Origin of the sequence: Enterobacter cloacae complex sp. 2021EL-01169 (genome assembly GCF_020733125.1) — a bacterium.
Taxonomy (GTDB): Bacteria; Pseudomonadota; Gammaproteobacteria; order Enterobacterales; family Enterobacteriaceae; genus Enterobacter; species Enterobacter roggenkampii.
The window spans coordinates 130527-155649 of sequence record NZ_JAJFTC010000001.1; the positions used below are offsets into that span (position 1 = coordinate 130527).

The window sequence follows — 25123 nt, forward strand, 5'->3', positions numbered from 1 at the left end:
TTCCTATGGTAATCTTGCCGTTAACCGCCTACGATCATAGCTATTATAAATGGAATAGTTCGAGGTGGTTATGCGCTGGCAAGGGCGTCGTGAAAGTGACAATGTAGAAGACAGACGCAGTGATGGCGGCGGCGGTCCTTCCATGGGCGGACCGGGCTTCCGGTTACCCAGCGGCAAGGGCGGTATCATTCTGCTGATTGTGGTGCTGGTCGCGGGCTATTACGGCGTCGATCTCACCGGGTTAATGACCGGTCAGCCGCTGCAACAGCAGCAGCATTCTCAGCGCTCCATCAGCCCGAATGAAGATGAAGCGGCCAAATTTACCTCCGTGATCCTCGCCACAACGGAAGACACCTGGGGTCAGCTGTTTGAGAAGATGGGGCGTACCTACCAGCAGCCGAAGCTGGTGATGTACCGGGGCGCAACCCGCACCGGATGCGGCACCGGACAGTCCGTGATGGGGCCGTTCTACTGCCCGGCGGACGGCACCGTCTATATCGATCTCTCCTTTTACGATGACATGAAACGCAAGCTTGGCGCTGACGGCGATTTTGCCCAGGGCTACGTGATCGCGCATGAAGTCGGCCATCACGTGCAAAAGCTGCTGGGAATTGAGCCAAAAGTGCGCCAGCTGCAGCAAAATGCTTCGCAGGCTGACGTGAATCGCCTGTCCGTTAAAATGGAGCTGCAGGCGGACTGCTTCGCGGGCGTCTGGGGCCACAGCATGCAGCAGCAGGGCGTGCTGGAATCCGGCGATCTTGAAGAGGCGCTGAATGCCGCTCAGGCGATCGGTGACGACCGTCTTCAGCAGCAGAGCCAGGGGCGCGTCGTGCCGGACAGCTTCACTCACGGTACTTCGCAGCAGCGCTACAGCTGGTTTAAACGCGGTTTCGACAGCGGCGACCCGGCGCAGTGTAATACCTTCGGCAAAGCGATGTAATGCTGGCGTTTGAACAGCTGATACGCGAGCTTGAGCGCACCGGCCATCGTCGGCTGGTGGTGCTCAGCGGTGAGACGCAGTGGACATTGAGTCAGGCGACTGACCTGCGTAATACCCTGCCGGGAGACTGGCTGTGGCTGGATGACAATCCCTCTAAAACCCTCAGCGGACTGCTGGGACGCGAATACCTTCACGCCGTTTTTGACGCGCGCGCCGGGTTTGACGTCTCAGCCTTCGCCGCGCTCAGCGGGACGCTGCGCGCCGGAAGCCTCCTGGTGCTGCTGGTGCCTCCGCTTGCTGACTGGGCCGACAGGCCAGACAGCGATTCTTTGCGCTGGAGCGACAGCGCGGAGCCGATCGCCACTCCACACTTTGTGCACCACTTCTGCCGGACGCTTGCCGCCGATTCGGATGCGATTGTCTGGCAACAGCATCGTCCCTTGTCCGTTCCCGTTGCGCCGGATTTACCCGCCTGGCAGCCTGCCAGCGGCGCACCGCAGCGCGAGCAGGCGGAGATCCTCGACGCGCTTCTGACCATGCCTGCGGGCATCGCTGCCTTAACGGCACCGCGCGGGCGCGGAAAGTCAGCGCTGGCGGGGATGCTGCTCAATAGCATTCAGGGGAGTGCGGTGGTCACGGCACCGGCTAAAGGGGCAACGGATGTCATTGCGCGCTTTGCGGGCGAGCATTTCCACTTTATGGCCCCGGATGCGCTGCTGGCCTCCACGCTGCAGGCCGACTGGCTGATTGTCGATGAAGCGGCTGCCATCCCGGGCCCGCTGCTGGAGAAGCTGGTGACGCGCTTTACGCGCGTATTATTAACCACCACGGTGCAGGGCTATGAAGGGACGGGCAGGGGCTTCCTGCTGAAGTTCTGCGCCCGTTTCAGCGGACTGCGGCATTATGCCTTATCGACCCCCATTCGCTGGGCCGCCGGATGTCCGCTTGAGCGGTTCGTGGCAAATGCTCTGTTATTTGATGATGCGCTTATCGATCGCAAACCGGAAGGTGAGGTTCGTATAACGCCGCTGGCGCCGCGGATGTGGGAGAGCGACCCGGCACGCGCGGCAAGCGTTTATGAACTGCTGTGTGCTGCACACTACCGCACGTCACCACTCGATTTACGCCGGATGATGGACGCGCCCGGCCAGCACTTTGCTGTTGCAGAGACGGGGGCCGATATTGCAGGCGCGCTCTGGCTGGTGGAAGAGGGCGGGTTGTCACCGGAGCTTAGCCGCGCCGTGTGGGCGGGATACCGGCGTCCACGCGGGAATCTCGTGGCGCAGTCGCTGGCGGCGCACGGCGGCTCTCCGCTCGCGGCGACGCTGAAAGGGCGACGGGTTAGCCGCATTGCGGTTCACCCCCTGCGCCAGCGGGAAGGCATCGGGCAACGGCTTATCCTTAGCGCCAGCGGGGAAGATTATCTGTCGGTGAGTTTTGGTTATACCGACGAGCTGTGGCGTTTCTGGCAGCGGTGCGGGTTTGTGCTGGTGCGGATGGGGAGCCATCGGGAAGCCAGCAGCGGCTGCTACACGGCGATGGCGCTGCTGCCGCTGAGCGAGGCCGGGCGTCGGCTGTGCGCGCAGGAACATCACCGTTTATGCCGGGATATGCGCGTCCTGTCGGCCTGGAACGGTGAAAAGATCCCGGTGGACGACGGCTGGGAAGCTACCCTTAATAGTGATGACTGGCGGGAGCTGGTGGGGTTTGCTTTTGCCCATCGCGCGTTTTCAACCTCGGTTGCCGCGCTGACGCGGTTGTTGCTCAATGTTGATATGCCGCTTCCGGCCCTGCGGGGGAAACTAGCAGGGAAAACGGATGAGCTCGGGCGAAAAGCGTTGCTGGCAAAGCTGCGCTCTGAAACCGCGCAAGCGATTGAAACCATTGATTATCCGCGCTGCCAGCAGTTGAAGGAAGCCATTTTGCAATGGCAATTTTTTCAATGACTTCTTCAGTAAAGTGGCATGGTCATTCCCGCCGGGAGGCGTAGAATCCAGGTCATCTATTAAGGAGACCACCATGAAACATGACCATTTTGTTGTTCAAAGCCCTGACAAACCGGCTAAACAGTTACTGCTTCTGTTTCATGGTGTTGGCGATAATGCCGTCAATATGGGGCAGATTGGCAGCTGGTTTGCGCCCGTTTTCCCGGAAGCGTTGATTATCAGCATCGGTGGCGTAGAGCCATGCGGCCCGAACGGGCGCCAGTGGTTCTCGGTTCAGGGCGTGACGGAAGAGAACCGTCAGGCGCGTATCGACGCCATCATGCCGGCCTTTATCGACGTCATCCGTTACTGGCAGCAGCAGAGCGGCGTAGGAGCCGAAGCGACCGCGCTGATTGGCTTCTCGCAGGGGTCAATCATGTCGCTGGAAAGCGTAAAGGCGCAGCCGGGTCTGGTGTCACGGGTGATCGCCTTTAACGGCCGTTTTGCGACGTTACCGACAAGCGCAACCACGCAAACCACGATCCACTTAATCCACGGCGGTGAAGACCGGGTGATTGAGCTCTCGCATGCGGTTGCTGCCCAGGAAGCGCTGATGCGTGAGGGTGGGGATGTGACGCTGGATATCGTTGACGATCTGGGCCACGCCATTGACGACCGCAGCATGCAGTTTGCGCTTGACCATCTGCGCTATACCGTACCGAAGCACTACTTTGATGAAGCGCTCAGCGGCGGTAAGCCGGATGACGATGATATTGTTGAGTTTATGTGATTCTTCCCCCTCTCCCATGGAGAGGGGGAATCGGATCGATTACTTCTTCTGATCCTTCTTCGGCCAGTCGTCGTCATCGTCCCACTTGTCGTTGAAATCACGGTGCGGGGGAAGATCCGGCTTGTTGGCGAGAAATTTTTTATGGTCAACGCGCTTAAGGTCTTTAATCACGTTCAGCAGTACGCCGACCAGAAAAACCAACACCAGAACCCACCAGTACTTTGAAAGCCAATCCATTCGCTATTCCTCTCAGAGCGTTCGTCAGGCGACGATTTGCTCCATAATACGTTGATACATACGGGCCAGCAGTTGTAAATCTGCCGCATTGACACACTCATTTATTTTATGAATGGTTGCGTTCACTGGCCCCAGTTCGACAACCTGAGCACCCATACGGGCGATAAAGCGTCCGTCTGAGGTGCCACCCGTTGTCAGCAGCTGTGGCTTAATTTCATTATAGTGCTCGATGGCGTTCACCACCGCATCCACCAGTTTGCCGCGCTGCGTCAGGAACGGCTGGCCGGAAAGCCACCACTCCACGGTATAGCGCAGCTGATATTTTTCCAGCAGGGCGATAACGCGCGCCTTGATCATCTCATCGGTCAGCTCAGTGCTGAAGCGGAAGTTGAACTGGACGACGTAATCCCCCGGGATCACGTTATTGCTGCCGGTCCCGGCCTTGACGTTCGCAATCTGCATGCTGGTCGGCGGGAAGAACTCGTTGCCCTTATCCCACTCAATCGCCACCAGCTCGCTCAGCATTGGCGCGGCGCGGTGGACCGGGTTATCGGCCAGATGCGGATACGCAACGTGGCCCTGCACACCGTGAATGGTCAGGTTACAGGTCAGCGAGCCACGGCGTCCGTTTTTGACGACGTCACCCACCACTTCGGTACTGGACGGCTCACCGACCAGGCAGTAGTCGAGACGCTCGTTGCGGGCCATCAGCGCTTCGACGACCTTCACGGTGCCGTTGTGCGCGCTGGCTTCTTCGTCGGAGGTGATCAAAAACGCGAGGCGGTTTTTGTGGTTGGGATGCTGCGCCACAAATCGCTCTGCCGCCACGACCATCGCCGCCAGAGAACCTTTCATGTCTGCCGCGCCGCGACCAAACAGCATGCCATCGCGAATGGTCGGCTCAAACGGCGGGTTAATCCAGCGATCCGCGTCACCGGCGGGAACGACGTCAGTATGCCCGGCGAAGGCAAGCGTTTCGCCCTGTCCGCGCCACGCCCAGAAGTTCTGGGTATCGCCAAAGTCCATGCGTTCAACGGTAAAACCGATGGCACGCAGGCGTTCAATCATAAGAGCCTGACAACCTGCGTCGTCCGGGCTAAGGGAAGGACGGCGAATAAGCTGCTGAGTCAGCTCAATGACCGGGCATGACATAAACTACACCTCAACGAAAAAAGTCGGAATAAAGGGTTTCACTGAAACCCAGCAGCATAGGCTGCCCTGGCGCGCAGAGCAATGGGCGTTTGATAATTGCCGGCATCTCGAGCATCAGTTTTGCCGCGCTGTCGGCATCGGTGATGCTGGCGCGCAGAGAGTCGTCCAGTTTACGCCAGGTGGTGCCGCGGGTGTTCAGCAGGGCTTCCCAACCCAGTTCGCGGATAGCGCTATGCAGAAATTCTGCATCGAGCCCGTCGGCACGGTAATCGTGGAAGCGGTACTCCACGCTGTTAGCGTCCAGCCAGCGGCGGGCTTTTTTGATGGTGTCGCAATTTTTAATGCCGTACATCACAACCATGGTGAATCCTTTTGATGTTCTGATAATTAAATGTTCAGTAAATTCGAAGATATATCCTTAAGTGGAATATAACACATTCAGGAATTGTCTGGATTAATACGTCTTCTTAATTCGACTCACAACTGTACGCTGAATATTCTTTCATCATTTAAGCATAGATGTCCATTAACTTTAAAAATCCAATAAACTCAGCCAATAAAATAAAACTCACCCGTTCGTAGGGTTATTTCAAAATATTGCTGGCCGTCACAAAAAATTGAGGGCTCTCCGTTCATATTTATCATAAATCCCCGCAGGACGTAGGGTACAATCACAGCAATTGGTTAAATAGTCTTCACAATGATGGTACGTTTTTGTAGAATGCGCATAATAATAAGAGAGGTTGTTATGATTGAACGTGAACTGGGGAACTGGAAAGATTTTATCGAAGGCATGCTTCGTAAATGACATTCAGTAAGAATTACAAGAGCACTAAAATAAGTAAAATAACCATAGTGTGAATTAATCACACAGTAAAAAGGCGGCCGATAAAGCCGCCTTTTTTTATTTCAACCACTTACTCAGGACGTTCCTTTAGCGGGAAGCGGCGACGCACCAGCACAAAGAACAGCGGAACGAAGTAAATAGCCAGGATGGTGGCCGAAATCATGCCGCCCATCACCCCCGTGCCGACGGCATGCTGGCTGCTGGAACCTGCACCGGTGCTGGTCGCCATCGGCAGTACACCAAAAATAAACGCCAGCGAGGTCATCAGGATCGGACGCAGGCGCTGACGGCAGGCGTGCAGCGTGGCGGCCATCAGCTCGTGGCCTTTGGCATTCATCTCGTTAGCAAACTCAACGATCAGAATGGCGTTTTTCGCCGATAGCCCAATGACGGTGAGCAGGCCCACCTGGAAGTAGACATCGTTCTCCAGGCCGCGCATCCACGTTGCGAGCAGCGCACCGATAACCCCAAGGGGCACGACCAGCATGACCGAGAACGGGACCGACCAGCTCTCATACAGTGCGGCAAGGCAGAGGAAGACCACCAGCAGCGAGAGCGCGTAAAGGGCGGGGGCCTGCGCCCCTGAGAGACGCTCCTGGTAAGACATGGCCGTCCACTCGAGACCAAAACCGGCGGGCAGTTGTTGCACCAGTTTTTCCATGGTGTCCATGGCGGTACCGGTGCTGACGCCCGGCGCGGCTTCCCCGACGATTTCAACCGCAGAGTAGCCGTTATAGCGTTCCAGGCGTGGCGATCCGCTCTCCCAGTGCGAACTGGCAAAGGCGGAGAACGGCACCATGCCGCCAGCATTATTTCTGACAAACCAGCGGTTAATATCATCCGGCAGCATGCGGAACGGCGCGGCGGACTGGACATACACTTTTTTCACGCGGCCGCGATCCATAAAGTCATTCACATAGCTCGACCCCCACGCCGTTTGCAGGGTGTCGTTGATATCGTTGATCGACACACCCAGCGCCTGCGCCTTACGCTGATCGATATCCACCTGAAGCTGCGGGCTGTCGTCGAGGCCGTTATGGCGAACGCGGGTCAGGCCGGGATCGTTGCCTGCCAGCGCTAGCAGCTTATCGCGTGCCGCCATCAGCGCCGTGTGGCCCGCCCCGGCGTGATCCTGCAGCTCCATATCAAACCCGGCTGAACTGCCCAGGCCGCTTATCGCCGGTGGGCTGCTGGCAAAGACGCGCGCCTCTTTGATGTGCGCAAAGGCTTTTGTCGCACGTTCAATGATGGCAAACGAGGTGCCCGTTCGGGCATCGCGCTCGTCCCAGTCCTTCAGGCGGACAAACATGCGGGCAACGTTCTGCCCGTTTCCGCCCGGGCCGGAACCGACGGTGGAGAAGACCGAGACAACGTTATCTTTCTCTTTGGTGAAGAAGTACTGCTCCACTTTCTGCACCACTTTCAGCGTCTGCTGCTGCGTTGCGCCGCTCGGAAGCTGCACCGAGGTGGTGAACATCCCCCGGTCTTCCATCGGCAGGAACGAGGTGGGCAGGTGCAGGAACAGCCACACCATCCCGCCCAGCAGCACAACGTAAATCATCATCCAGCGCAGGCTGCGGTGCAGTACGCGACCAACGGCAGATTCATAGCGCGCGGCGTTGCGGTTGAACATCCGGTTAAACCAGCCGAAGAACCCTTTCTGCCCGTGATGCTCCCCTTTGTGCAGCGGTTTCAGAATGGTGGCGCACAGCGCGGGGGTGAGGATCAGCGCGACCAGCACGGAGAGCACCATCGCCGAGACGATGGTGATTGAGAACTGACGGTATATCGCCCCGGTTGTACCGCCAAAGAAGGCCATCGGGATAAAGACGGCCGACAGCACCATCGCAATCCCGACCAGCGCCCCCTGAATTTGCCCCATGGACTTGCGCGTCGCCTGGCGCGGAGAGAGCCCTTCTTCGCTCATAATGCGCTCGACGTTTTCAACCACCACGATGGCATCATCCACCAGAAGGCCGATTGCCAGCACCATCGCAAACATCGTCAGGGTATTAATGCTGTACCCGAAGGCGTAAAGCACCGCAAAGGTCCCCAGCAGCACCACGGGGACGGCAATAGTGGGGATCAGCGTCGCGCGGAAATTTTGCAGGAACAGGTACATGACCAGGAACACCAGCGCGATGGCTTCGAGCAGAGTCTTCACCACGTCCTCAATGGAGGCTTTTACGAAGGAGGTGGTTTCATAGGCGACTTTGTACTCCAGCCCGTGCGGGAAATACTGCGACAGCTCATCCAGACGGTCTAACACCAGTTTTGCCGTCGCCATTTCGTTCGCGCCGGAGGCCAGCTTAATCCCCAGACCGGAGGCCTGATTGCCGTTAAAGCGGCTCAGGTAGTCGTATTTCTCCGCCCCCATTTCCACCGTGGCGACATCGCCCAGACGCACTTCCGACCCGTCCTTATTCACGCGCAGGGTGATATTGCGGAACTGGTCCGGCGTCTGCAGCAGGGATTGCGAATTAATGGTGGCGTTCAGGGCTTGCTTATCAACGGAAGGCGTTCCCCCCAGTTGCCCCACGGCAATCTGGGCGTTCTGGGCTTTGATAGCATCCGTCACGTCGGTCGCCGTCATCTGGTAGCTGTTCAGCTTGTTGGGATCGAGCCAGATACGCATGGAGTACTGTGAGCCGTAGGCGTCGATATCCCCGACGCCGTTGATACGGCTGATGGGATCCTGAATATTACTGGCGACGTAGTCCGCGATGTCCTGTTTATCCATCGAGCCATCTGTCGAGACAAACGCGATGGTCAATATGTTGGTATCGCCGGTTTTACGCACGGTCACGCCCTGGTTTTGCACCGCCTGGGGCAGCTTGCGCATCGCCGACTGCAGCTGGTTTTGGACCTGCTGCACCGCTTCGTCCGGGTCGGTGCCCGCCTTAAAGCTCAGGGTCACCGTCGCCTGTCCCGTGGCGCTGCTTTGCGAGGACATGTACATCAGGTTATCCAGACCCGTCATGTTTTGCTCGATAACCTGCGTCACGGTATTTTCCAGCGTCTGTGCCGATGCGCCGGGGTAGTTTGCGGTGACGCGCACGTTCGGCGGTGCCAGGTCGGGGTATTGCTCAACGGGAAGTGACGTAATCGCCAGGACACCTGTCAGACACAACAGGATGGCAAGCACCCAGGCAAAAATGGGGCGATCGATGAAAAAATTCGCCATGAAAGTGTGACCTCGTTTTGCTGCACGTCATTATTGTTTATTGCCCGCATAACTTTAGCGGTAAGGCCCAGGTCAAACGTGGAGAAATAAAGGAGATAGTGTAAATTATCATGCGCTTTTCCCTGCGCTTCCCTCTTTACCGTTATTTACCCGTTAACGGCGTGGGCGCCGGAAACGTCACGCTGACCAGCGTGCCGCCGTTTTGCGGCTGCGAGAAGTGCAGCACTCCTCCAAGCCGCTGCGCGCGTTCGCGCATAATGTTCAGACCGTAATGTCCCGGCGGCTCGCTGGCCTCGCCAATCCCGATGCCGTTGTCGCGAATGCTGACGCTGTGCGTACCGTCCGCTGCGGTCACGCAGCTCACGGTGATCTCGCTGGCCTGCGCGTGCTTAATGGCATTCAACACCGCCTCACGCACGATCTGTAACAGATGCACCTGCTTTTGCGCGTCGAGCGCCAGCGAGGAGAGGCGGCAGTCGAGATGCAGTTTCGCCTGCGTCTGGCTCTGCAGGGCATCGAGTGACTCCTGCAGCGCCGCGGGTAAATTCGCGTGGTTCAGCGTCAGGCGGAAGGTGGTCAGCAGCTCGCGAAGCTGCTGCCAGGCGTTGTTCAGCTCACGGGAGAAGTCGGTGATAATGGCCTGCGCTTGGGTATTTTCTTCCGGCACGGCGCGTTTGAGCAGCGCAAGCTGAATGCGCAGATACGACAGCACCTGCGCCAGCGAATCGTGCAGCTCGCGGGCAATGGTGGTGCGCTCTTCCATCAGCAGCAGCTGCTGGTAATGCTTTTGCGCCTGGTTAAAGTACAGCCCGCGCCCGAGCATGGTCGCCACGCTTCTCATAAGCGGAAGGGGGACGCTGTCCGCCTCGCTTTGCCAGCGCAGCTCGCCGTAGAGCGTGTCCTGCATCAGTACCGGCAGGTTTTGCAGAGGGATACCCTCAGCCTCCGTCCCTTCGCACAGCCGCCAGTCGTCGCTGGTGCGCAGTTCCAGATAATTCATCTGCGTATAGTCATGGACAATCTGCAGGATATGCCGGAAACAGTGGCTGTCTATCTGGCCGGTATTGAGCGCCTGCGAGCACTTAAACAGCATGTCGAGCTGCTGGTGGGCTTCGTGCAGGTGCCGCGTCTTTTCCGCAACCGACGCTTCGAGCGAACGGTAGAGTGTATCAAGCTCGGCTGACATGTGGTTAAAGGCGCGCGAAAGCTGGCCCAGCTCGTTCGGCAGGGCGCTATCCGGCGCAGGGGTGGCAAACTCGCCGCGCTCAATGCGTTCGCTGGCCGCCACCAGGTTATTCAGCGGAAGCACCACCTGACGACGGATGCGTCGCAGGGTAAACAGCGTCAGCAGCAGGATCCCGAGTGCGCCAGCCAGCGAGAGCAGGGTGACCGTCTGAATTTTATGTTCGGTGTAGTGCTGGAGGGCGAGCACAAAGGCATCAATGCGGCCCACAAAATCCTCAATATTGCGTTGGTACCACGCGCTGTCGCCGCGGGCGATATGCGCATCCATCTCCTGCCAGGCCACATGCAGCTGCTGATAGCGTGCTTTCACATTGTCCGGAACGTACCAGCGGTTCAGCTTCTGCAGGGCAGGCGCGCCGAGCGTCTGTTGCCAGCTCTCGCGATGTGCCGAAAGGGACGGGCTGTTGCGCTGCATCTCGTAGCCCAGACGATAGCTCTGCATGCGCAGTGAGCCAGCGATGTTGATGGCTTCGGCATCGCGCTGGCTGCTGGCCAGCGTCAGCAACGCGACGGTGCTGCTGAGTACGGATAGGGCAATGATCGAAAAGAAAGCCCAGGCAAGGCTTCCGGAAACGGGTCGTTTAACGGTCACAGAACGGCTCTCTGAATAAAATTGATCTGCCACAGGTTCACTGGAAATAATTGGGCGCTTCAGGCATTTGAACATTGCCCGAACGCACCGTGATGCGTAAATACCATACTCTTATAAAGAGAAAGGTTATTGAACCAAAAACAGGTGTGGTTATGAATCGTTTTATTATGGCTAACAGCCAGCAGTGCATTGGGTGTCGCGCCTGCGAAGTCGCCTGCGTGATGGCGCACAACGGTGAGCAGCATGCCCTGAGCGAGCGCCATTTTCATCCCCGTATCACGGTCCTGAGATCCGGCGAGAAGAGCCACCCCGTGACCTGTCATCATTGCGAAAATGCACCCTGCGCGCAAAGCTGCCCGAACGGCGCCATCAGCAAATGCGATGACAGCGTACAGGTGAATCAACAAAAATGCATCGGCTGTAAGGCCTGCGCGGTGGCCTGCCCGTTTGGCACGATGGAGATTATCGTCACTCCGCTCAACAATGGCAGCGTGAAGGCCTCGGCGAATAAATGCGATCTCTGTCTGACGCGTCCACACGGCCCGGCCTGTATCGAAAATTGCCCGGCGGATGTCCTCACCCTGGCGACGCCTGCCGCGCTGGAAAACCTGGCGAAATCGCGCCGACAGCGCACGGCCTGCCTGGAGGCACAGCCCTGGAATGGTGCCGAGGCCGTCAGCGTGGACGCGCCGCGTACCAAAATGCAGCAGATGCAAACGACCCCGCCCCGCGGCGAGCCCGACAAGCTGGCTGGTGCAGAGCGCGTGGGCCATTTTAACGAAATTTACCTGCCGTTCCGGGCCGAACAGGCCGCCCGCGAGGTGTCGCGCTGCCTGAAGTGCGGAGAGCACAGCATTTGCGAATGGACCTGCCCGCTTCACAACCACATCCCGCAGTGGATTGAGCGCCTCAACGCGGGGGATATCACCGGCGCGGCCGAGCTTTCTCATCAGACCAACTGTTTACCTGAAATTACCGGTCGCGTCTGCCCGCAGGACCGGTTATGCGAGGGAGCCTGCACGCTTCGTGACGCGGCGGGGGCCGTGACGATCGGCAACATCGAGCGCTACATCTCCGATCGGGCGCTGGCGATGGGCTGGCGGCCGGATATGTCCGCCGTCACGCCGTCAGGTAAACGTGTCGCGATTGTCGGCGCGGGGCCCGCCGGGCTGGCGTGCGCCGACGTGCTGGCGCGCCGCGGCGTGAGCGTGACGGTCTATGACCGGCATCCGGAGATCGGCGGTTTGCTGACCTTTGGCATCCCGGCATTTAAGCTCGATAAATCGCTGCTCGCGCGGCGCAGAGAGATCTTTACCGCGATGGGGATCCGCTTCGAGCTGAACTGCGAGGTGGGCCAGGACGTGTCGATGTCGCAGCTCAAGAGCGATAACGATGCCCTGTTTATTGGCGTGGGTACCTATCGTTCGATGAAGGCGGGTATCCCGAACGAGGATGCGCCAAGGGTCTACGACGCGCTGCCTTTCCTGGTGGGCAACACGCGGCATGTTATGGGGCTGGAGGCGACGGCCAGCGAGCCGTTCATCGACACCCGTGGCCTGAACGTGGTGGTGCTGGGCGGAGGCGATACCGCGATGGACTGCGTCCGCACGGCGTTACGTCACGGCGCGGCGACGGTCACCTGCGCCTATCGTCGGGATGAGGCCAACATGCCGGGCTCGAAGAAAGAGGTGCAGAACGCCAGAGAAGAGGGGGCGTCATTTGAGTTTAACGTCCAGCCGGTTGAGCTGACGCTGGATCCGAACGGTAAGGTCAACGGTATCCGGATGCTGCGTACCGCGCTCGGTGAGCCGGATGCGCAGGGGCGTCGTCGGCCCGTTCCGGTGGCGGGCAGCGAGTTTGTGATGGCCGCGGATGCAGTCATCATGGCGTTTGGCTTTAATCCGCACGCGATGCCGTGGCTGCAGGCGCAGGGTGTCGAAACGGATGACTGGGGGCGGATCGTGGCCTCGGTCGAGAGCCGCTATCGTTACCAGACGACCAACCCGCAGATCTTCGCCGGGGGCGATGCGGTACGCGGCGCGGATCTGGTCGTCACCGCGATGGCGGAAGGGCGTCATGCCGCGCAGGGGATACTCGACTGGCTGGGAGTTGATGTCCCACAACATCATTAATCCGGCGGACGACAAAGCGGGATTCACGGCGTAGTATAGGACGACTCATTGTGCCGTGGAGCCCGTATGACCCTGAAAATTGACGTTATCAAAGACAAAATTCTCTCTGAAAACTACTTTGTCCTGCGTAACATTACCTATGATCTTACACGTAACAACGGTGAAGTGATCCGCCACAAGCGCGAGGTCTATGACCGTGGTAACGGAGCAACCATCCTGCTCTATAACCGTGAAAAGCAGAGCGTGGTGCTGATCCGTCAGTTCAGGGTGGCAACATGGGTCAATGGCAATCCTGACGGACGTCTGATTGAAACCTGCGCGGGCCTGCTCGATGACGATGAGCCGGAAGTCTGCATCCGCAAAGAGGCCGTCGAAGAGACCGGCTTTGAAGTGGGCGAGGTCAAAAAGGTCTTCGAGCTGTACATGTCCCCGGGCGGCGTGACGGAAATTGTCCATTTCTTCATTGCTGAATACAGCGACGCACAGCGCACGCACCGGGGCGGTGGCGTAGAGGATGAAGATATCGACGTGCTGGAGCTTCCTTTTGCCCGAGCGCTGGAGATGGTGCGTTCAGGCGAAATCAGGGATGGTAAAGCGGTGATATTGCTGCAGTATTTACAGACAACCGGGCTGATGAACACCCCTTTCGAACGGATATAGCCTGTTTTTCAGGTATATCTGATAAATCCGATTGAGCAACCCCGGCGTGAACACGAAGATACTGCCCTGTTATGCGTTTTCGTTCCGGGATTGTGTCATTCATGCGCTACAGCGTCTTTTTATTTTCCCTGTTTTATGTGCTCCTCGCGCCGCAGGTGCGGGCTGCACCCGCGCAGCAAGCCTTCTCTGACTGGCAGGTGACCTGCAATAACCAGAACTTTTGCCTTGCCCGCAACACGGGCGAACACCGCGGTCTGGTCATGACGCTCACCCGGAGCGCCGGGGCGAAAACGGATGCCACGCTGCGTATCGATCTCGGCGGTCTTGATACTCCCTCCGTGAAAGAGCCGGATATTGCCCCGCGGCTGCTGCTGGATAATGTTCCCCTGAAGCTCGACAAACAGCGCTGGCAGCTCACCCCCTGGCATCTGAAAACGGACGATGCGGCCACCATCACCGCCTTTCTGAAAAACATCCAGGAAGGAAAAGCCCTGACTCTGCGAGGCGGTAAGCAGGTGATTTCACTGGCCGGTCTGAAAGCCGCGCTGCTGTTCATTGATGCCCAGCAAAAGCGCGTTGGCAGCGAAACCGCGTGGATCAAGAAAGGTGACGATCCGCCGTTAAGCGTGCCGCCCGCACCTGCCCTGAAAAAGGTGGCGATCGTTAATCCTACCCCAACACCGCTTTCCCACGCTGAACTGAACGATCTGCTGGATTATGGTACCGGCAGGATGAACAGCAGCCAGTGTTCGCTGGATCCTAACCGTCGCGAAGTGCGCGTCACCGCGTTAACCGATGACAAAGCGCTGCTGATCGTCAGCTGCGAGGCGGGGGCCTATAACACGGTCGATCTGGCGTGGCTGGTGTCACGTAAAAAACCGTTCTCTGCCCGCAGCGTGAGGCTGCGTCTGCCGTTTACGCCGTCAAGCGACAGCAGCGAAATCGAGTTGATGAACGCCAGCTTTGATGAAAAGACGCGCGAGCTGACCACGCTCTCGCTGGGGCGCGGTATGGGGGATTGTGGGATCCAGACGCGCTGGCGGTTTGACGGCCAGCGTTTCCGTCTGGTGCGCTATGCCGAGGAACCCAGCTGTGATAACTGGAATGGGCCAGACGCCTGGCCCACGCTGTGGATCACGCGGTAGCTTTTTGCCGGGTGGCGCTGTCGCTTACCCGGCCTACGGTTTGGTGGTTTTGTAGGCCGGGTAAGGCGTAGCCGCCACCCGGCAACGCAGACCGCACTAAATCACGCTCAGCGCCTTCTCTACCACGTTCTCAACGGTAAAGCCAAAGTACGGGAACAGCTTGTCGGCAGGGGCAGACTCACCGTAGCCCCGCATCCCAACAATCGCCCCTTTGAGCCCGACATACTTGTACCAGTAGTCGGCAATACCGGCTTCCACCGCCACGCGCGCCGCGACGTTAGAGGGCAGCACCGATTCCCGGTACGCCTCGTCCTGGGCGTCAAAGATATCCGTTGAGGGCAGGGACACCACGCGCACCGCGTGGCCTTCGGCGGTCAGTTTTTCCGCCGCTTTCACCGTGATTTCCACCTCGGAACCGGTCGCAATCAGGATCACGTCCGGCTTGCCGCCGCTGTCTTTCAGGATATAGCCCCCGCGGGCAATGTTTTTCACCTGCTCCGGCGTGCGCTCAATCTGCGTCAGGTTCTGGCGTGACAGGATCAGCGCCGTCGGGCCGTTATGGCGTTCTACCGCCAGCTTCCAGCCCACCGCCGCTTCGACCTGATCGCACGGGCGCCAGGTGCTGAAGTTGGGCGTTAAACGCAGGCTCGCCAGCTGTTCCACCGCCTGGTGGGTGGGGCCGTCTTCTCCCAGACCAATAGAGTCGTGGGTATAGACCATAATCTGCCGCGCCTTCATCAGCGCTGCCATGCGCGCCGCGTTACGGGCGTACTCGACGAACATCAGGAAGGTGGCGGTGTAGGGCACGAAGCCGCCGTGATGAGCGATGCCGTTGGCGATCGCGGTCATCCCGAACTCGCGCACGCCGTAGTGGATATAGTTCCCGGCAATATCCTCTTTCAGCGATTTCGAGCCCGACCAGATGGTCAGGTTACTCGGTGCCAGGTCCGCCGAGCCGCCCAGCAGCTCAGGAAGGAGAGGGCCAATCGCATTCAGGGTATTTTGCGACGCCTTACGGGTGGCGATTTTTGCCGGGTTGGACTGCAGGTTTTCAATCAGCGCCTGGGTTTTATCGTCCCAGTCCTCCGGCAGACCGCCGCTCATGCGCCGGGAAAACTCGGCGGCCAGTTCCGGGTACGCTTTTTTGTAGGCGGCAAATTTCTCGTTCCAGGCCTGCTGGGCTTTCTCACCGTCTTCACGGGCATCCCACGCCCGGTAGATCTCTTTCGGGATTTCAAACGGCGGGTACTTCCAGCCCAGCTTCTGCCGGGTCAGCGCCACTTCTTCGTCACCCAGCGCCGCGCCGTGCGCCTCTTCTTTACCCGCCTTGTTCGGTGAGCCGAAGCCGATAACCGTGCGGCAGATAATCAGGGACGGTTTGTCCTTCACGCTCTGCGCTTCCTGAATCGCTTTTTTCACCGCCTCAGGATCGTGGCCGTCGATCTCGTGCACCACGTGCCAGTGGTAGGCCTCGAAGCGTTTTGCCGTGTCGTCGGTGAACCAGCCTTCGGTTTCCCCGTCGATGGAGATGCCGTTGTGATCGTAGAAGCCAATCAGCTTGCCGAGCCCGAGGGTGCCCGCCAGGGAGCAGACCTCATGGGAAATCCCCTCCATCAGGCAGCCGTCACCCATAAACACGTAGGTGTAGTGATCGACAATCTCGTGGTCCGGCTGGTTGAACTGTGCCGCCAGCGTACGCTCGGCAATCGCCAGCCCGACCGCATTGGCCAGCCCCTGACCGAGCGGCCCGGTGGTGGTCTCCACGCCCGGCGTATAGCCGATCTCCGGGTGACCCGGGGTTTTGGAGTGCAGCTGGCGGAAGTTTTTCAGCTCCTCAAGCGGCAGATCGTAACCGGACAGGTGCAGCAGGCTGTAGATCAGCATCGAGGCGTGGCCGTTGGAGAGAATAAAGCGGTCTCGGTCGTACCAGGTGGGATCGTTGGGGTTGTGTTTCAGGAAGTCGTTCCACAGCACTTCGGCAATATCGGCCATGCCCATCGGTGCGCCGGGATGGCCAGAATTGGCTTTCTGCACGGCATCCATGCTGAGGGCGCGGATGGCATTGGCGAGCTCTTTACGGGACATAGTTCACTCCGTGGCAAGGTTAAAGTTTGGCAGCGAGAAGATCTTCAAGTTTGCGCTGGTCGACGGCGAACAGGCGGATACCTTCCGCCAGTTTTTCCACGGCCATGGCGTCCTGATTGTGCTCCCAGCGGAATTCGGCTTCGGTCATGGCTTTCGGTTTTGGCAGAACGGTAGAGGTGGGGATCAGCTTGCGGATGACCGTCTCTTCTTTGTCCTGTAGCTCCTGGAGCAGGTTAGGGGAGATGGTCAGGCGGTCGCAGCCCGCCAGGGCGAGGATCTGCTCGGTACGGCGGAAGCTGGCCCCCATCACGATGGTTTCGTAGCGATGCTGTTTGTAGTAGTCGTAGATATTGCGCACCGATTTCACGCCCGGGTCCTCATCCACCACGTACGGATCCATCGGCTGTTTCGCCTGGTACCAGTCGTAGATGCGGCCAACAAACGGTGACACCAGGAACACGCCCGCTTCGGCACAGGCGCGCGCCTGGGCAAAGGAGAACAGCAGCGTCAGGTTGCAGTGAATTCCCTCTTTTTCCAGCACCTCTGCCGCGCGGATGCCTTCCCACGTCGACGCCAGCTTGATCAGAATGCGTGATTTATCGATCCCCTGCTCCTGGTAGAGTTCCACCAGGCGGCGAGCCTTGTTGATGCTCTTTTCTTTATCGAACGAAAGGCGGGCGTCAACTTCGGTCGAGACGCGCCCCGGAATGCTTTTAAGAATTTCCGCACCAAAATTAACTGCCAGCTTGTCGCTGGCTTCGGCGACCTGCTGCTCCTGCGTCTTCCCGCGCTGTTTTCCGTAGGCAATGGCGTCATCAATCAGATGACTAAAATGGGTAAGCCCGGCTGCCTTGAGCAGTAGCGAAGGGTTGGTGGTCGCATCCTCCGGCTGATAGTGGCGAATCGACTCGATATCGCCGCTGTCTGCCACCACCGTGGTGAATTGTTTGATGCCGTCTAGCTGGTTCATAAATGATTACTCCTTGGAAATAAAAGCGTTAGCTGAGTGCGTTAGTTCACACTTCTGAGAAAATCATGATGGACTTAACAAAAAAGCATAGCAGACGGGGGAGGCATTGCTTTTGAGACGGGTAACATGGCTGTTATAAATTGATAACAATTTTTAATGTGTGATGGTGAGAGTTTGGCAGCCTTCAAAGTTTAGGAGGCGGCCTGAGGCGATACTAGGCGGCACACCAGGGTGTGCAACCGGATCGTTTTCGTCACCCTTTTGACCGATACGTGAAAGGAAAAATAAGATGGATGAGCAGTTGAAACAGAGTGCCCTCGATTTTCACGAGTTCCCTGTCCCGGGCAAAATTCAGGTCTCCCCAACCAAGCCGCTGGCGACACAGCGCGATCTGGCGCTGGCCTACTCCCCGGGCGTGGCGGCCCCGTGTCTGGAAATCGAAAAAGATCCGCTGGCGGCCTATAAATACACCGCGCGCGGCAACCTTGTTGCCGTGATCTCTAACGGCACGGCGGTACTGGGGCTCGGTAACATCGGCGCGCTGGCCGGTAAGCCGGTGATGGAAGGCAAGGGGGTGCTGTTCAAGAAATTCGCCGGTATCGACGTGTTTGATATCGAGGTGGACGAGCTCGATCCTGACAAATTCATCAACGTGGTGGCCGCGCTGGAGCCGACCTTCGGTGGGATCAACCTGGAAGACATCAAAGCGCCGGAATGTTTCTATATCGAGCAGAAGCTGCGCGAGCGTATGAACATTCCCGTGTTCCATGACGACCAGCACGGAACGGCCATTATCAGCACCGCCGCCATTCTCAACGGCCTGCGCGTGGTAGAGAAAAATCTCTCCGACGTGCGCATGGTGGTCTCCGGCGCTGGCGCCGCGGCCATCGCCTGTATGAACCTGCTGGTGGCGCTGGGTATGCAGAAACACAACATTGTGGTCTGCGACTCCAAGGGCGTGATTTACAAAGATCGCGAGCCGAACATGGCGGAAACCAAAGCGGCGTATGCGGTAGAAGACGACGGCAAGCGCACGCTTGAGGACGTGATTGACGGCGCGGATATCTTCCTCGGCTGCTCGGGTCCGAAAGTGCTGACCCAGGAGATGGTGAAGAAGATGGCGCGCGCGCCAATGATCCTGGCCCTGGCGAACCCTGAGCCGGAAATTCTGCCGCCGCTGGCGAAAGCGGTGCGTGAAGACGCCATTATCTGCACTGGGCGTTCCGACTACCCGAACCAGGTGAACAACGTGCTCTGCTTCCCGTTCATCTTCCGCGGCGCGCTGGACGTCGGCGCGACGGCGATCAACGAAGAGATGAAGCTGGCCGCGGTGCACGCCATTGCGGAGCTGGCCCACGCCGAGCAGAGTGAAGTGGTTGCCTCAGCCTATGGCGATCAGGATCTGAGCTTTGGCCCGGACTACATCATTCCAAAACCGTTCGACCCGCGTCTGATTGTCAAAATTGCCCCTGCGGTGGCAAAAGCGGCGATGGATTCCGGCGTGGCGACGCGTCCGATTGAAGACTTCGACGCTTACGTCGATAAGCTCACCGAGTTTGTCTATAAAACCAACCTGTTCATGAAGCCGATCTTCTCTCAGGCGCGCGCCGACGCGAAGCGCGTGGTGCTGGCGGAAGGGGAAGAGGCGCGCGTGCTGCACGCCACCCAGGAGCTGATCACCTTAGGCCTGGCGAAACCGATCCTGATTGGTCGTCCGAGCGTGATTGAAATGCGTATCCAGAAGCTGGGCCTGCAGATTAAGCCGGGCGTCGACTTCGAGATCGTCAACAACGAATCCGATCCGCGCTTCAAAGAGTACTGGAGCGAATACTACGCGATCATGAAGCGCCGGGGGATCACCCAGGAGCAGGCGCAGAAAGCCGTCATCAGCAACACGACGGTGATCGGCGCGATCATGGTCCATCGCGGCGAGGCGGATGCGCTGATCTGCGGCACCATCGGCGACTACCACGAGCACTTTAGCGTGGTGCAGGAGATCTTCGGCTATCGCGACGGCGTCCATACCGCCGGGGCGATGAACGCCCTGCTGCTGCCGAGCGGGAACACCTTTATCGCTGACACCTATGTTAACGACGATCCGAGCCCGGACGAGCTGGCGGAGATCACCGTGATGGCCGCCGAGACCGTGCGCCGCTTCGGTATCGAGCCGAAGGTGGCGCTGCTGTCGCACTCTAACTTCGGTTCGTCCAAATCAGCGGCGGCGTGCAAAATGCGTGAGACGCTGGCGCTGGTGCGCGAGCGCGCGCCGGAGCTGATGATTGACGGGGAAATGCACGGTGATGCCGCGCTGGTAGAGAGCATCCGCAACGAACGTATGCCTGACAGCCCGCTGAAGGGATCGGCGAACATCCTGATTATGCCGAATGTGGAAGCGGCGCGTATCAGCTATAACCTGCTGCGCGTCTCCAGCTCTGAAGGGGTGACCGTAGGACCGGTGCTGATGGGGGTGGCGAAGCCGGTGCATGTGTTAACGCCGATTGCCTCCGTGCGCCGTATCGTGAATATGGTGGCGCTGGCGGTGGTTGAGGCGCAGACGCAGCCGCTGTAAGCATTGTGAGTCGGGTGGCGCGTTCGCTTACCCGACCTACGGGTTGAGCAGGCCGGATAAGCGCAGCGCCATCCGGCAGTTAAACCCAGTCGCGTACTTTAAGGAACTCACTCAAGGCAGCCTCCGGGCTGCCTTCTTTTGGCTCGTAGCAGTACTCCCAGCGCACCAGCGGCGGCATCGACATCAGAATCGACTCCGTGCGCCCGCCGGTCTGCAGGCCAAACAGGGTCCCGCGATCCCATACCAGGTTGAACTCCACGTAGCGCCCGCGACGGTAGAGCTGGAACTCGCGCTCGCGTACGCCATAGTTGGTGTCTTTACGGCGTTCGACGATGGGCAGGTACGCGTCGGTATAGCCTTCGCCCACCGCGCGCATAAATCTAAATGCGGTATCAAAATCAGGCGTGTTGAGATCGTCAAAGAACAGCCCGCCGATGCCGCGCTGCTCGTCGCGGTGCTTCAGGTAAAAGTAGTCATCGCACCACTTTTTAAATTTCGGGTAAATGTCTTCGCCAAACGGCAGGCAAAGATCCCGCGCGGTGGTGTGCCAGTGCACGGCATCCTCTTCAAAGCCGTAGTAGGGCGTCATGTCGAAACCGCCGCCAAACCACCAGACCGGATCGGCCCCCGCTTTTTCCGCAATGAAAAAGCGCACGTTGGCGTGGCTGGTCGGCACAAACGGGTTGTGCGGATGCACCACCAGCGAAACGCCCATCGCTTCGAAGCTGCGGCCCGCAAGCTCGGGACGATGTGCCGTTGCAGACGCGGGCATCGCGTCGCCATGAACGTGGGAAAAATTTACCCCGGCCTGTTCGAAGATGCCGCCGTTACGCAGCACGCGGCTACGCCCGCCGCCGCCGGCTTCGCGCTGCCAGTTGTCTTCCTGAAATTCTCCGCCGTCAGCGGCGGCCAGTTTCTGGCAAATCTCATCCTGTAACTGCAGCAGGAAGGTTTTGACCAGTTGAGCATTGGGTTTCATCAGCGTTTCCTGGAGTGCGCTTTTTGGTTATCAAACCAGTTGAAGTAACTGATAATGCCGGAGGCGATGGCGTTGGCGATCTTCTGACGAAACGCCGTAGTGCCGAGGAGTCGCTCCTCTTCCGGGTTGGTAATGAACGAAGTTTCCACCAGCACGGACGGGATAGACGGTGATTTCAACACCACAAACGCCGCCTGTTCGGTGCTCCTGCTGTGCAGGCGATGCACTGGCTTAATCTTCTTCAGGATGTGCGAGCCGAGCGTCAGGCTGTTTTTGATCGTATCCGTCTGCACGAGGTCGAACAGCACCTGCTGTAGCAGGTGGTCTTTGTCGGTGGCTTTTTTCCCGGCTACTTCATCCGCCCGGTTTTCGCGGTCAGAGAGGTATTTTGCCATGGCGCTACTGGCGCCGCGGTTGGACAGCGCAAACACCGAGGCACCGGCGGCAGACGGGTTGGTAAAGCCGTCCGCGTGAATCGACATAAACAGATCCGCCCCGTGCTGGTGGGCGATCTCTACGCGATCGTACAGCGGAATAAAGGTGTCGCCAGAGCGCGTCAGACGCGCGTCAATGCCGTTGCTGCGTAAAATCGCCCGCACATTTTTTGCAATCGCCAGCACGACGTGTTTTTCTTTCGACCCGTTTTTGCCGATGGCGCCGGTATCAATACCGCCGTGGCCCTGGTCGAGCATCACCAGGCGCTTTGCGCCCGGCTTTTTGGTTTTCGGTTTGCTGTGTCCGTTACTGGTTTTAAGCGTGCTCTCGTCTTTTGCCTGAGCCTGCTTTGCGATGCCCGTTAACGTTAAGGCCGCCAGCCCCGCTTTGAGAACCTGACGACGCGATGTGAGTGCTTTTAATGGTTTGAATGTGCTCATGCGGCCTGAATACTAAAAAATGGGGTCCTGGTGTTATATCGTATCGCGTTTAGCGTTACGACAGTCCTTATTGAGAATTGTTTTACTTTTCATTTCAATACGTGACAAAGTGACATTATGCCAAATTTTGGCGAGATTTTCCCCGGTTATTGGCTAAAGGCGTGGTTCGCGCCATAATCACTGTTTTTAAACCCGAAAAGGCGGTTAATACCATGGAGATACGCGTTTTTCGCCAGGAAGATTTCGAAGAGGTGATCACCCTTTGGGAGCGCTGCGATCTGCTGCGTCCGTGGAACGATCCGGAAATGGATATCGAGCGTAAGGTGAATCACGACGTCAGTCTGTTTCTGGTTGCGGAAGTCAATGGCGAGGTTGTGGGGACGGTGATGGGCGGTTATGACGGCCATCGCGGCTCGGCCTATTATCTGGGCGTCCATCCGGAATACCGTGGTCGCGGTATTGCCAATGCGCTGCTCAACCGGCTCGAGAAGAAGCTGATCGCCCGCGGCTGTCCGAAAATCCAGATCATGGTGCGGGAAGATAACGACGTGGTGCTGGGCATGTATGAACGCCTGGGCTACATACACGCTGACGTGCTGAATTTAGGAAAGCGTCTCATCGAAGATGAAGAGTACTGAGATCCATCCGGCAGATTATGACGCGCAGGGTCGCGTCAGGCTGCCCTTTTTATTCTGGTGCGTTCTGCTGCTTCAGGCCCGCACCTGGGTGCTGTTTGTGATGGCCGCCGCGTCGGGCGGGCAGGGCGACACGCTGCTAAATCTCTTTTATCCCGATCACGATGCCTTCTGGCTCGGCTTGCTGCCGGGCGTACCGGCGGTGGTGGCTTTCTTGTGCAGCGGTCGGCGGCACGTAATCCCGCGCTTGTGGCGCGCGCTTCGCGGGCTGCTGATCCTTGCCCAAATTGCGCTGCTCTTCTGGCAGCCGGTACTCTGGTGGTACGGTGAACCGCTGACGGGCATCGGCGTTGCGCTGGTGGTTGCCGATATCGTGGCGCTGCTGTGGCTGCTGACCAACCCACGTCTTCGCGCCTGTTTTGTGCCTCAGGATGATTAATCCGGCACTTTTTGCCGATGTCGCACTCCAACAAGCGTTGATTTAACACGTAAGGACGTTTCAATGAAATCGCTGCGTTTAGTTTTATGTGCTCTTCCGCTGGCATTGACCGGCTGTTCGACGCTCTCCTCCATTAACTGGTCTGCCGCGTATCCGTGGAACTGGTTTGGCTCATCAACGGAAGTGACCGAGCAGGGCGTGGGTAAAATTACCGCCGCGACGGCGCTGGATCAGAATGCTATTCAGGATGCGCTCAGCAGTGACTACCGCCTGCGCAGCGGCATGAAAACAGAGAATGGCAATATTGTTCGCTATTACGAGGCGCTGAAGGGCGACAAGCTGGCGCTGGCGATCAACGGTGACAAAGGCACGGTAAACCGGATCGCGGTGATGGACGAAGATATTCCGACCGCCAGCGGTGTGAAGGTCGGGACGCCGTTTAGCGATCTTTATAAGCAGGCCTTTGGCAACTGCACCAGCGTGCCATCCGACGATGAAGTGGCGGTGGAGTGTAAGGCGGAAGGCAGCCAGCACATCAGCTATGTTTTTATCGGCACCTGGAGCGGCCCGGAAGGGTTGATGCCGTCTGACGACACCCTGAAGAGCTGGAAGGTGAGCAAAATAGTCTGGAAGCAGTAATTTGCGTCTGAACAAACCGCCTCGCTGAAATCCGGGTATAATAGCCGCCATCAATGCCACGCTGACGTGGCATCTTTATTTCAGGAGGAGCGATGTCTCAGGTTCAGAGTGGCATTTTGCCAGAACATTGCCGCGCGGCGATTTGGATTGAAGCCAATGTCAAAGGGGACGTGGATGCCCTGCGTGCGGCCAGCAAAGCGTTTATTGATAAACTGGCGACCTTCCAGGCCAAATTCCCGGAAGCCCACCTCGGCGCCGTTGTTGCGTTTGGCAATAACGTCTGGCGTCAGCTGAGCGGCGGTGAAGGGGCAGAAGAGCTGAAGGACTTCATTCCTTACGGCAAAGGCCTGGCACCTGCGACCCAGTACGACGTGCTGATCCACATCCTTTCTCTGCGTCACGACGTGAACTTCTCGGTTGCGCAGGCGGCGGTGGCGGCCTTTGGCGACAGCATCGAGGTGCAGGAAGAAGTTCACGGTTTCCGCTGGGTCGAAGAGCGCGATCTGAGCGGCTTTGTCGACGGAACCGAAAACCCGGCGGGTGAAGAGACGCGTCGTGAAGTCGCGGTAATCAAAGACGGCGTGGACGCGGGCGGAAGCTACGTGTTCGTGCAGCGCTGGGAGCATAACCTCAAGCAGCTTAACCGCATGAGCGTGCATGACCAGGAGATGATGATTGGCCGCACCAAAGAAGCTAACGAAGAGATCGACGGCGATGACCGTCCGGTCACCTCGCACCTGAGCCGCGTTGACCTCAAAGAAGACGGCAAAGGGCTGAAGATTGTCCGCCAGAGCCTGCCGTACGGTACCGCAAGCGGCACGCACGGCCTCTACTTCTGCGCCTACTGCGCGCGCCTGCATAACATTGAACAGCAGCTGCTGAGCATGTTCGGCGATACCGACGGCAAGCGCGACGCCATGCTGCGCTTCACCAAACCGGTGACCGGCGGCTACTACTTCGCGCCGTCCGTCGAGCGTCTGCTGGCGCTGTAACCCGCTTTCCATACGTAGGCCGGGTAAGCGTTAGCGCCACCCGGCAATTTTCCCCGCTCCTTATTCCCTTTTCTGCTTCTAAATCACCAAA

The 25123-nt window shown here is 58.4% G+C and carries 21 protein-coding genes; 12 read left to right on the forward strand and 9 right to left on the reverse strand.

All coding sequences use genetic code 11. From position 1 onward, the window contains the following. The first annotated feature begins 70 nt into the window (after nucleotides 1-70). The 3 genes from LLF79_RS00600 (at nucleotide 71) to ypfH (ending at nucleotide 3655) form a co-directional block, all read left to right on the forward strand. Entirely contained in the window at nucleotides 71-940 is an 870-nt protein-coding gene (locus LLF79_RS00600; RefSeq protein WP_008501630.1) for a neutral zinc metallopeptidase, read from the forward strand. Continuing rightward, nucleotides 940-2886: a tRNA(Met) cytidine acetyltransferase TmcA gene (locus tag LLF79_RS00605; RefSeq protein WP_227878992.1), complete on the forward strand. Its 1947-nt coding sequence runs from the start codon at nucleotides 940-942 to the stop codon at nucleotides 2884-2886. Before LLF79_RS00600 ends, LLF79_RS00605 begins: the two co-directional genes overlap by 1 nt. Nucleotides 2887-2959: 73 nt before the next feature. Next, entirely contained in the window at nucleotides 2960-3655 is a 696-nt protein-coding gene (gene ypfH / locus LLF79_RS00610; protein ID WP_227878993.1) for an esterase, read from the forward strand. 39 nt (nucleotides 3656-3694) lie between these two features. Here ypfH and LLF79_RS00615 read toward each other — a convergent pair whose 3' ends face one another. The 3 genes from LLF79_RS00615 to LLF79_RS00625 are packed head-to-tail and all read right to left on the reverse strand — an operon-like array spanning nucleotide 3695 to nucleotide 5405. Next, on the reverse strand, nucleotides 3695-3892 hold the full coding sequence (locus tag LLF79_RS00615) for a YpfN family protein (protein ID WP_008501627.1): 198 nt from the start codon (nucleotides 3890-3892) through the stop codon (nucleotides 3695-3697). A 24-nt stretch (nucleotides 3893-3916) separates the two neighbouring features. After that, entirely contained in the window at nucleotides 3917-5044 is a 1128-nt protein-coding gene (dapE, locus tag LLF79_RS00620; RefSeq protein ID WP_008501626.1) for a succinyl-diaminopimelate desuccinylase, read from the reverse strand. A 10-nt stretch (nucleotides 5045-5054) separates the two neighbouring features. Then, complete coding sequence (locus LLF79_RS00625; protein WP_008501625.1) at nucleotides 5055-5405, reverse strand: ArsC family reductase; 351 nt, start codon at nucleotides 5403-5405, stop codon at nucleotides 5055-5057. A 387-nt stretch (nucleotides 5406-5792) separates the two neighbouring features. On the opposite strand from LLF79_RS00625, the gene ypfM reads away from it, so the two are divergent. Continuing rightward, entirely contained in the window at nucleotides 5793-5852 is a 60-nt protein-coding gene (gene ypfM, locus LLF79_RS00630; RefSeq protein ID WP_015572204.1) for a protein YpfM, read from the forward strand. Between the two features lie 109 nt (nucleotides 5853-5961). Here the strand turns inward: ypfM and acrD are convergent, their stop codons facing one another. Further along, a complete protein-coding gene (gene acrD, locus LLF79_RS00635; RefSeq protein ID WP_095443020.1) occupies nucleotides 5962-9075 on the reverse strand; it encodes a multidrug efflux RND transporter permease AcrD in 3114 nt (1037 codons plus the stop codon). A gap of 142 nt (nucleotides 9076-9217) precedes the next feature. After that, complete coding sequence (narQ, locus tag LLF79_RS00640; RefSeq protein WP_227878994.1) at nucleotides 9218-10912, reverse strand: nitrate/nitrite two-component system sensor histidine kinase NarQ; 1695 nt, start codon at nucleotides 10910-10912, stop codon at nucleotides 9218-9220. A gap of 152 nt (nucleotides 10913-11064) precedes the next feature. Between narQ and aegA the strand changes: the two genes are divergently transcribed. The 3 genes from aegA to LLF79_RS00655 all read left to right on the forward strand — a co-directional run bounded on the left by aegA (nucleotide 11065) and on the right by LLF79_RS00655 (nucleotide 14849). Continuing rightward, nucleotides 11065-13044: a formate-dependent uric acid utilization protein AegA gene (aegA, locus tag LLF79_RS00645; RefSeq protein WP_227878995.1), complete on the forward strand. Its 1980-nt coding sequence runs from the start codon at nucleotides 11065-11067 to the stop codon at nucleotides 13042-13044. A 66-nt stretch (nucleotides 13045-13110) separates the two neighbouring features. Beyond that, complete coding sequence (nudK, locus tag LLF79_RS00650) at nucleotides 13111-13704, forward strand: GDP-mannose pyrophosphatase NudK (RefSeq protein ID WP_025912781.1); 594 nt, start codon at nucleotides 13111-13113, stop codon at nucleotides 13702-13704. A gap of 101 nt (nucleotides 13705-13805) precedes the next feature. After that, on the forward strand, nucleotides 13806-14849 hold the full coding sequence (locus LLF79_RS00655; protein ID WP_100121990.1) for a DUF1176 domain-containing protein: 1044 nt from the start codon (nucleotides 13806-13808) through the stop codon (nucleotides 14847-14849). Nucleotides 14850-14945: 96 nt separating this feature from the next. On the opposite strand, the gene tkt is transcribed toward LLF79_RS00655, so the two are convergent. Together tkt and tal are read right to left on the reverse strand one after the other, a co-directional pair. Beyond that, nucleotides 14946-16934, reverse strand: coding sequence for a transketolase (gene tkt, locus LLF79_RS00660; RefSeq protein ID WP_227878996.1), 1989 nt, complete (start codon nucleotides 16932-16934; stop codon nucleotides 14946-14948). Nucleotides 16935-16953: 19 nt separating this feature from the next. Next, nucleotides 16954-17904, reverse strand: coding sequence for a transaldolase (tal, locus tag LLF79_RS00665; RefSeq protein ID WP_008501618.1), 951 nt, complete (start codon nucleotides 17902-17904; stop codon nucleotides 16954-16956). 289 nt (nucleotides 17905-18193) lie between these two features. Here tal and maeB point away from each other — a divergent pair, with 289 nt between their 5' ends. Continuing rightward, entirely contained in the window at nucleotides 18194-20473 is a 2280-nt protein-coding gene (maeB, locus tag LLF79_RS00670; RefSeq protein WP_008501617.1) for an NADP-dependent oxaloacetate-decarboxylating malate dehydrogenase, read from the forward strand. Nucleotides 20474-20552: 79 nt separating this feature from the next. Here maeB and hemF read toward each other — a convergent pair whose 3' ends face one another. Then, nucleotides 20553-21452, reverse strand: a complete 900-nt coding sequence (gene hemF / locus LLF79_RS00675) for an oxygen-dependent coproporphyrinogen oxidase (protein WP_227878997.1) — start codon at nucleotides 21450-21452, stop codon at nucleotides 20553-20555. Next, nucleotides 21452-22327 (reverse strand): N-acetylmuramoyl-L-alanine amidase AmiA, encoded by an 876-nt coding sequence (gene amiA, locus LLF79_RS00680; protein ID WP_227878998.1) that lies wholly within the window; start codon nucleotides 22325-22327, stop codon nucleotides 21452-21454. Before amiA ends, hemF begins: the two co-directional genes overlap by 1 nt. A gap of 212 nt (nucleotides 22328-22539) precedes the next feature. Here amiA and LLF79_RS00685 point away from each other — a divergent pair, with 212 nt between their 5' ends. The 4 genes from LLF79_RS00685 (at nucleotide 22540) to LLF79_RS00700 (ending at nucleotide 25032) form a co-directional block, all read left to right on the forward strand. Beyond that, nucleotides 22540-22965 (forward strand): GNAT family acetyltransferase, encoded by a 426-nt coding sequence (locus tag LLF79_RS00685; protein ID WP_213802644.1) that lies wholly within the window; start codon nucleotides 22540-22542, stop codon nucleotides 22963-22965. After that, a complete protein-coding gene (locus LLF79_RS00690) occupies nucleotides 22952-23401 on the forward strand; it encodes a DUF2919 domain-containing protein (protein WP_213802645.1) in 450 nt (149 codons plus the stop codon). The genes LLF79_RS00685 and LLF79_RS00690 overlap by 14 nt, the downstream gene beginning before the upstream one ends. A 63-nt stretch (nucleotides 23402-23464) precedes the next feature. Beyond that, a complete protein-coding gene (locus LLF79_RS00695; RefSeq protein WP_213802646.1) occupies nucleotides 23465-24040 on the forward strand; it encodes an RpoE-regulated lipoprotein in 576 nt (191 codons plus the stop codon). 92 nt (nucleotides 24041-24132) lie between these two features. Beyond that, nucleotides 24133-25032, forward strand: coding sequence for a Dyp-type peroxidase (locus tag LLF79_RS00700; protein WP_008501611.1), 900 nt, complete (start codon nucleotides 24133-24135; stop codon nucleotides 25030-25032). The last annotated feature ends 91 nt before the right edge of the window (nucleotides 25033-25123 follow it).

What these genes read in the sequence shown, in the direction of transcription:
- acrD (WP_095443020.1), bottom strand. Translation starts at nt 9,075, where the DNA reads ATGGCGAATTTTTTCATCGATCGCCCCATTTTTGCCTGGGTGCTTGCC.
- nudK (WP_025912781.1), top strand. Translation starts at nt 13,111, where the DNA reads ATGACCCTGAAAATTGACGTTATCAAAGACAAAATTCTCTCTGAAAAC.
- dapE (WP_008501626.1), bottom strand. Translation starts at nt 5,044, where the DNA reads ATGTCATGCCCGGTCATTGAGCTGACTCAGCAGCTTATTCGCCGTCCT.
- maeB (WP_008501617.1), top strand. Translation starts at nt 18,194, where the DNA reads ATGGATGAGCAGTTGAAACAGAGTGCCCTCGATTTTCACGAGTTCCCT.
- LLF79_RS00615 (WP_008501627.1), bottom strand. Translation starts at nt 3,892, where the DNA reads ATGGATTGGCTTTCAAAGTACTGGTGGGTTCTGGTGTTGGTTTTTCTG.
- hemF (WP_227878997.1), bottom strand. Translation starts at nt 21,452, where the DNA reads ATGAAACCCAATGCTCAACTGGTCAAAACCTTCCTGCTGCAGTTACAG.
- LLF79_RS00655 (WP_100121990.1), top strand. Translation starts at nt 13,806, where the DNA reads ATGCGCTACAGCGTCTTTTTATTTTCCCTGTTTTATGTGCTCCTCGCG.
- LLF79_RS00605 (WP_227878992.1), top strand. Translation starts at nt 940, where the DNA reads ATGCTGGCGTTTGAACAGCTGATACGCGAGCTTGAGCGCACCGGCCAT.
- ypfH (WP_227878993.1), top strand. Translation starts at nt 2,960, where the DNA reads ATGAAACATGACCATTTTGTTGTTCAAAGCCCTGACAAACCGGCTAAA.
- tkt (WP_227878996.1), bottom strand. Translation starts at nt 16,934, where the DNA reads ATGTCCCGTAAAGAGCTCGCCAATGCCATCCGCGCCCTCAGCATGGAT.
- LLF79_RS00685 (WP_213802644.1), top strand. Translation starts at nt 22,540, where the DNA reads ATGGAGATACGCGTTTTTCGCCAGGAAGATTTCGAAGAGGTGATCACC.
- LLF79_RS00600 (WP_008501630.1), top strand. Translation starts at nt 71, where the DNA reads ATGCGCTGGCAAGGGCGTCGTGAAAGTGACAATGTAGAAGACAGACGC.
- LLF79_RS00690 (WP_213802645.1), top strand. Translation starts at nt 22,952, where the DNA reads ATGAAGAGTACTGAGATCCATCCGGCAGATTATGACGCGCAGGGTCGC.
- LLF79_RS00625 (WP_008501625.1), bottom strand. Translation starts at nt 5,405, where the DNA reads ATGGTTGTGATGTACGGCATTAAAAATTGCGACACCATCAAAAAAGCC.
- amiA (WP_227878998.1), bottom strand. Translation starts at nt 22,327, where the DNA reads ATGAGCACATTCAAACCATTAAAAGCACTCACATCGCGTCGTCAGGTT.
- LLF79_RS00700 (WP_008501611.1), top strand. Translation starts at nt 24,133, where the DNA reads ATGTCTCAGGTTCAGAGTGGCATTTTGCCAGAACATTGCCGCGCGGCG.
- aegA (WP_227878995.1), top strand. Translation starts at nt 11,065, where the DNA reads ATGAATCGTTTTATTATGGCTAACAGCCAGCAGTGCATTGGGTGTCGC.
- LLF79_RS00695 (WP_213802646.1), top strand. Translation starts at nt 23,465, where the DNA reads ATGAAATCGCTGCGTTTAGTTTTATGTGCTCTTCCGCTGGCATTGACC.
- tal (WP_008501618.1), bottom strand. Translation starts at nt 17,904, where the DNA reads ATGAACCAGCTAGACGGCATCAAACAATTCACCACGGTGGTGGCAGAC.